Annotated in this window: 7 protein-coding genes; 3 read left to right on the plus strand and 4 right to left on the minus strand. The window is 40.6% G+C overall.

The features are described from left to right. A partial coding sequence (locus LEP1GSC194_RS22205; RefSeq protein ID WP_020773080.1) for an IS110 family transposase occupies positions 1–244 on the minus strand: 244 nt, incomplete at its 3' end. A gap of 543 nt (positions 245–787) precedes the next feature. After that, complete coding sequence (locus LEP1GSC194_RS07745; protein ID WP_036041766.1) at positions 788–1921, minus strand: aromatic ring-hydroxylating oxygenase subunit alpha; 1134 nt, start codon at positions 1919–1921, stop codon at positions 788–790. 1010 nt (positions 1922–2931) lie between these two features. Here LEP1GSC194_RS07745 and pdxH point away from each other — a divergent pair. Continuing rightward, positions 2932–3576 carry a pyridoxamine 5'-phosphate oxidase gene (gene pdxH / locus LEP1GSC194_RS07750; protein ID WP_020773085.1) on the plus strand — a complete coding sequence of 215 codons (645 nt, stop codon included), beginning with the start codon at positions 2932–2934 and terminating at the stop codon, positions 3574–3576. Between the two features lie 523 nt (positions 3577–4099). Further along, on the plus strand, positions 4100–4990 hold the full coding sequence (locus LEP1GSC194_RS07760) for a DUF4349 domain-containing protein (protein WP_020773087.1): 891 nt from the start codon (positions 4100–4102) through the stop codon (positions 4988–4990). Positions 4991–5198: 208 nt separating this feature from the next. Here the strand turns inward: LEP1GSC194_RS07760 and LEP1GSC194_RS07765 are convergent, their stop codons facing one another. Continuing rightward, entirely contained in the window at positions 5199–5852 is a 654-nt protein-coding gene (locus tag LEP1GSC194_RS07765) for a lytic transglycosylase domain-containing protein (protein WP_020773079.1), read from the minus strand. Between the two features lie 600 nt (positions 5853–6452). Next, positions 6453–7247, minus strand: coding sequence for an endostatin-like outer membrane protein, LenA/LenB family (gene len / locus LEP1GSC194_RS07770; RefSeq protein WP_020773086.1), 795 nt, complete (start codon positions 7245–7247; stop codon positions 6453–6455). On the opposite strand from len, the gene LEP1GSC194_RS07775 reads away from it, so the two are divergent. Beyond that, positions 7210–7452, plus strand: a 243-nt coding sequence (locus tag LEP1GSC194_RS07775) for an IS110 family transposase (RefSeq protein WP_020773080.1), incomplete at its 3' end; no start/stop codon positions are given. The genes len and LEP1GSC194_RS07775 overlap by 38 nt on opposite strands.

A 7452-nucleotide genomic window follows, 5' to 3' on the forward strand; every position in this document is an offset into this window, starting at 1 on the left:
TCAATGTGCAATTCACTCCTAAGGAATTTAAATATCTGTAAAGTGGATACCCGGTTACTCCTGCTTCGTAACAACAATGTATTTCGTTCCATTCCGATTTCAGTTTGGTTACAAATTTTTTAATCTGAACCTCATTATGCTTTATCTGTTGTTCTTTCACCAGTTCCTTTGAATTGCTCGTTAAATACGCGATACTGATCGTTTCTTTGTGGACATCCATTCCTACATATACTTTTCTTTTCATTACGTTCCTTCTGTTGGTTTTCTTGTTTTGTGGTAAATGCTTCGCATCTAACCCACGGTTTTCAAGCCCAGAAGGGGCGCCATTTTGTCTAAGAAGAACAACACAACAATGTCTTATCATCTAAGAAGAACAACACAACAATGTCTTATCATCTTTAGAGTTCGTGATAAAACGTTCAAACGTCCTTGATCGAAAATAGCATACTATCTGAGTATTTGAGATCCAAAAGGTCGGAGTTCCACGTTTCCAGTGGCGAGGAGTTAGGTTTTTTATAATATACAATTGTAATCCAAAGTCTTAATTCCTTTCTATTTGAAAAAGCGATTCGAATCCATAAAAGCCTAAAATCGCCAAAGAAACGCAATCTGCGGGAGTTCCCACATTTTATTTTTTACGGAAAGATTAACTTTCTGTAAAAAAAGGTTATTATCGTACGCACGGCATATTATCGATCCCTTTATAAATAGAATGTTCAAAATTCCACACCCTAAACTCTGGATTTTACACTCAAATCGATGGTAAACCGAATAAGATCGGATAATTTCATACGATTGTGCTTTTCAATGAATTGTGAAAATGAAAAATGCCCGGTTCCCAAGAGCTCGGCTGAATCCACTCATTTTGCAGAATTCCCGCTTGAATTTCCGGCGCAAGTTCCAGATCTTCCGTAGTCGTACGAAAGAAAAAGTCCCGGTTTCCTTCCCAGAAGCGAGCCATACGCGCTGACTTCGGCCTTTCAGGAATCAGAACGGCTCGAAGGCAGAGAGAACGTTCCGGTGAAATCGGTTGAAACCGAATGATTCCAAAGTGATCCCTAAAGAGAATCAGAATGGTCGATGGAAAAAGAAAATACGTGATGATCAGATCTTTTCGAGTCGGTAAATTCGTAGTTTTATAACTTCGGTTGGGAATTAGAATTCTTGCATGTTCTCCGATCGGATCCAGAATCGACGCGTTTTTTTCAACGACGGGTGCGACTGAATTTTTATGAACCGTCGAGATATGATACGATTCCAAAAAAATCTCCACACCGATCTTCCAATTGTATGCGCCTTCCTCCGATTGAATTGCGAACGGAACATACGAATCAAGCTCGTATGTTTTCCACTCTTCCCAAAGAGGAAAAAGTGAATCCAGAACGTTCTCCTTAAAACCGGACAAGATAAGACCTGCCTTTTCCAAAATGGGAAACGCACGGAGACCGTTGTGGATCGTTTCACAACCTTTTGTTAAAAGTTTTCCGTTCAGGTCGTAAGTCCAAGCGTGATAGGGACATACGATCTTTCGAATTGAACCCGCTTTTTCTCCTGAGAAGAGTCTTGTCCCCCGATGTAGACAAGCGTTCGGATACGCACGCAGATTTTTCTCTTCATCCCGCAAAACGAGCCATTCTCGGTCCAAAAACTTTCCCGTGATAAAATCGCCCGGATTACGAATCTGATCGCTGAAGCCGACAAGATACGGCCGTTTTCGAAACAGATCCCATTCCTTCTGAAAGGTCGTTGCGGATCGATAACGTTCCGTCGAAAATTTTGTCTCAGGATCGGCTCGAAGGTGTTCCATTCCGGAGATTTCGGGAACTCCGGTTTGACTTTGTTTCCATACCCGATTCAAAACAGAAGTAGAAAAGGGTAAACGTTTGGGTCTTTGGGTTTCTTTCGTTTCCGTTTCCAAGATATTTTTCCCATCCCTATGTTCAGTGTATTTCGAAGATTGATCTTTTGAATCAAAGATTCGATTCCGCAAAGCGGATTCGATATTTTATTGGAGAAAGCGAATTCGTTTTGAAAAATAGAATTTTCTAATTTGCGAATATTCTGTCTTTTGAAATAAATTAACAATCAAATTTTGAAATTCTCTTACTGAGTTCGTTTTCAGTTTATCATCTGGTTATCAAATATTGGAAGTTGTCCTAAAACTTGACGGACTTTTTTCCGCTCCGCTCATTCTAATTCAGAATCATTTCTAGATTTTTACTACTAATTGCTATATAATAAAGTATCCATATTTTGCATTGAAGCAGTGTGTTTTGCGATAAAAATTAACGGTACTAAATTTTATAGAGATCTGTAATAACTACTAAAAATGTAGCTATCCGATTTAGATTTCGATCGTATCTAACGAGACGGCAGCTTACACACGCTGCATGGGAAACTTGTAATGCCCTAGAAAAAGTTGTCAGGAAAAGAAAGGGGAAAAATGGCAACGATCAAACGTGTAAAAGTCCTAACGTCTATCCACTCGTACCTTGAAACGTCGGCTTGGTCTGTGATATCGGTTTTAATATTCCTAGTCAAAATGCCGTGTCGTAACTTTCGTGTTTGTCTCAAAAACTCGTAGTCATTTTAACAAAACTTTATTTTTACTCATTCCAATAGAAAAAGAATCCGATCCGTCTTCTATTTTGAGAAAGGCTTTCGTTTTTCGGTCTCGCCTTTATAATAGAGTTGTTGAAAAATTCCGTAGTGGAGATTCATAAAACTGATTCAATCTTCCATTTTAATGTAACAGAAAACAGATGGGGAATTAATTTTTTAACAATTCTAATACAATCCCCTTAAGAGAACGTTCTACTGAGTTTCGAGAGCGGGTTTAACGGATGATCGTCAAATTTCTGAAAACGAAAAAGAGAATTCGAATTTTTTCTTTTACTTTAAAGACGTTCCTATTTTTTGAAATCAATCGATATGAATTCTAAAATTTCAGAAATTAGAAAAAGTTACACTTTGTCTTCCCTGAATATCGAAGATACCGGAGACGATCCGATTTCATTTTTTCAAAAATGGTTTGAAGAAGCCGTTCTATCGGAAGTTTTGGAAGTCAACGCGATGACTCTTGCGACGGCAACCAAGGAAGGAAAGCCGGATGCAAGGACCGTTCTTCTCAAAGGAATCACAAAACATTCCTTCGTCTTTTATACGAATTACGAAAGTAGAAAAGGAAAGGAACTGGAAGAAAATCCAAGGGCTTGTCTCGTTTTCTTTTGGCCCGAACTGGAACGTCAGGTGCGAATCGAAGGAAACGTAATGAAAGTTTCCGAGGAAGAGTCGAACGAATACTTTCATTCCAGACCCAGAGAATCCCAGATCGGAGCGGTTGTATCTCCTCAAAGTCATGAAATTCCGGATCGTAAGTTCTTAGAAGAGCGTTTTGAAAAATTTTCGAAACAATATGAAGGTAAGGAAGTAGATCTTCCCACTCACTGGGGTGGCTATTCAGTTCATCCGAATCGAATCGAATTTTGGCAAGGACGTTCTAATCGTTTACACGATCGAATCGTGTTTGAAAAGAATCCGGATTCTTCTTGGAAAAAATTCAGAGTCGCTCCTTGAATCATCCCAAATAAGTCTCAAATTTATTTCCAAGCTAGATCGATTTTTTTAAGTTTTTTTAGATAAGGTTTTTTTTGACTTTGAAAAATCGTATTCTTTTCTCATAAAAATTCCTCGTATTGTTTAGATTCGGATTCGGTTGCTTTTCTTGCAGAGATGATTCGAATTGTTTCCTTTGAAGAACGGTAACAGTGTGAAAGCGTTAAAAAGATTTTGAGTTTGCCCCAAAGCTTAAAACGAAATTTGTAGGAGTTCCTACGTACTAGGGTCAGTAGATAGAGATCAGATGTCAGGGTATTAGGAATCAGTGGATAGGGGTCGGAGTTAAAATTTTTCCGATTTTATCTGTAACGGTAGGGAAGAGACCCGATTTTATCCGTTCGTTTAAAAACGTAGTAGGTTGCTTGACGGTTTTTTGGACAAGCTCTTATTGGATCTCGGCATAAAAAGGAGCGTTTTTCGGGAAAACGGGCCGATTCCGGTGTTTCTATTTTAAGAAGTTTTTTGAATCGGAGGATTTGCATTGAAAAAGATAATTTCCCATATTCTCGTCTTGTCGTTGTTATTCGCATTGAATTGCGGAAAACACGAAGAACCCAAAAAGAACGTTTCCGGATCGGAAGCCGAACTCTCGACAAGATCGGCGGACGCTATAGACCAACTGAAAAATTCTCCGGTTTCGGAACCCGAAAAAGAGAAAGCCGCTTCGGAAGATTCCGATAGTTTTTCAAATCAACTCGGAAAAGTTTTTACTCCGGTCGCAGTCAGTGCGGAAAGATTACTCGAATACAACGTTCAACTTTCGTACGAATGCAACGATCTGATCAAAACAAGAAAAGAACTTTTGGATTTCATCGCAAAATACGGTTATCTTGAAAACAGTTCCGCTATGAACACAGCCTCTCCTTTTATGAGCGCGAAAATTCACGTTCGCTCCTCAAAACTCTACGATGCTTTATTAGAACTTGATAAACTAGGAACTCTTCTTTCCGAAGAGATTTCCACGATCGATCATACGGAAGGAATGGTTTGGCAAAAACGGAAAATGACTCGCGAAAAAATCAGATTGAATCGAAGAAACAACGCGAACAACCAAATCGGGGCCGGTTCCAAAAACTGGGAAGCGATCGAAGAATCGGTTTCCAATAGCGAGGACCAATTGGATCTCTCGGAACAAGAAACCTGGAAGATCAGGGACCGGGTAGCTTGGGCTACGATTTCAGTCGGTTTCGGGATTCCAACTCCGCCGGATAAGGTGCAAATCCCTAATTACAAAAACGCTTTCGTTGGGATTTTCAACACATTCCTACAACTTACCTATTATTTGCTTTGGTGGCTGCCGTTTCTGATTTTGGGAGGAGCTTTGGTATATTACACAAACAGAATATTTCTTAAATTTAAGAAGAAATCTTAGAAATGTCGGAACTCCCGCGTTTTTAAACGAACGGTAAACTCCGTGTCGCTATGGATAAATCGGAAAGATTTTAATCCCGGCATCTGATTCCTATCCACTGACATCTAATACGTGTTAACTCAGATATTTTTCGGATGCCGATTGATCGGTAATTCGGCCGAGCCGAGGTTATGCGGACTCCCGTTTAGTATGGATCGAATTTCGGAATTTATGGAACGGAATCGGAGATTTTCTCCCTCAATTTCAGATAACGTGTTTGGTTGGAAAGAATGATTTCATTGTATTGGGGAACTCCTCCCCATCGATCGACTGCGCCGGGTCCGGCGTTGTAGGAAAGAATGGCCTTTACCGTATCTCCCTTTCTCAGATCCAAAAGATAATTCAGATAAGAAACTCCGAGGTGGATATTCACTTCGGGCTTATGGAGGTCGTCAGGATTGATTTTCCAACCTTCTTTTTGGGAAATCCAACTTGCGGTTGTAGGTAGGATTTGCATAAATCCGCGAGCGTTTTTCGGGGAACGGGCGGTTGCCTTGAATTTGGATTCGAGGTGAATTAGCCCCATAAGTAGACTGACCTTGTCGATGTCGGAACAACGAAAGGTGCAGGATTCTATTTCCAGTCTTTTTGACTCCTGCAGAATGACTTGGGAGATTTTTTGGACGGATTCCGATGGAAGCTTGGGTCGGACCTCAGCAATATAGGTCTGGATGGTTTTGAGTTCGATGGATTCTTCTTTTAGGCGGGTTTCTTGCCGATTGAGTGCTCCTGCAAGCGGCGCGAGAAACAAATGAAAACTCAATGGGAAAAGTAAACAAAGTAAATACCGAAATCGAAATCGTGTCATCTTACGAAAATTCATCGAAGACCTCCCGTTGGCTCAAAAATTGTGCAACGCACAAAGGCGCATATTGTTCATTTTTTTGCAGCGCACTAAAAGGTCGAACCTTTTAAACGTCTCGGGAAATTTTTAAGAGGCAGAATTTTGGGTCGGAACTACGCATTTTAGGATTTAATGATTAGGGAAGTTCAATTTTGTAAGAGTTCTTTTACGTTTTTCGAAACCTGGAAAGACAAATATTTTACGTAAAACGCGAGAACGTGGTAGTTCCCACGGATTAGGGGTCAGTGTGGATAGGAGCCAGGGTTTTAGTTTTTCCGATTTTATCCATTACGGCCTGGAAGAGATCCGAGTTTTACCGTTTGTGTGGTAGTTCCCACATTTTAGGGATCAGTGGCTAGGAAGGAATCAGGGTTAGGACTTTACAACAATTGTAATGCAAAGTCTTAATTCCTAACGATTCGAGAAAAAGTGGTTCGAAATCGAAAAGAACTAAAACTGTCAAGGAGACTTAATCTGTGGGAACTCCCGCGTTTTTAAACACGGAAGGGCCGTCATTTTTGTTGAAGGTGAAGAAAAAACATCGCTCCCAATCCTTGGAACGATGTTTTTTTGCGAAACTTACTGTTCTACACAGAGAAGATTTTTGTTTTGATCGCAAGTCCAAGTATCGACCGTAAACGCTCCACCTGGATTGCCCATTGCAGCAGGAGTAATATGGGGAGCCACTGCAGTCGTATTTCCTGCAGCCCCCGTTGCTCCTGGATTTGCATCTCCCCATTGGTTGCAGGTTCTACCACCTTCCCATAAGAAAAATCCAGGATCATCCGGATGGGATAAACCGGTCCAAAAGAACTTTTGAGCCCCCGAATCGATTCCATTTTGTAAGTTTGCCGTTACCATCGAGTTTGTGTTCGTCGTAAATGTGATCGTAGTTCCATCACTTCTACGGTATTGTTTACTCGGATATAAAACCCAGTCTTTTCTGTCCGGAGAGCCGTCTCCAGCGGAAACAACATATCTCGTTTGCTGATCGACAATCAAAGCCTTATAGGTGCCTGTCAGAGTAGAAGGTTTTGCCGCGGTACATTTTGCGTCCGCTCCTGCGATCCCGCCCAAGTTCCCGTTGTAACCCGCGCCGTTGTTGGTGGCGATGAAGGTTTTGCAGAACGCCGCATCCTTGCAAGAAGTAGCAGTGGTAGTAGTTGTAGTGTTGGAAGATCCCAATGAATTGAGAAGGAAAAGAAAAAGATCCTTATTGTCATCTTTTTTATCATCGCACGATAATAGACAAAATGGCGCCCCTTCTGGGCTTGAAAACCGTGGGTTAGATGCGAAGCATTTACCACAAAACAAGAAAACCAACAGAAGGAACGTAATGAAAAGAAAAGTATATGTAGGAATGGATGTCCACAAAGAAACGATCAGTATCGCGTATTTAACGAGCAATTCAAAGGAACTGGTGAAAGAACAACAGATAAAGCATAATGAGGTTCAGATTAAAAAATTTGTAACCAAACTGAAATCGGAATGGAACGAAATACATTGTTGTTACGAAGCAGGAGTAACCGGGTATCCACTTTACAGATATTTAAATTCCTTAGGAGTGAATTGCACATTG

The organism is Leptospira alstonii serovar Sichuan str. 79601, from assembly GCF_000347175.1.
Classification (GTDB): Bacteria; Spirochaetota; Leptospiria; order Leptospirales; family Leptospiraceae; genus Leptospira; species Leptospira alstonii.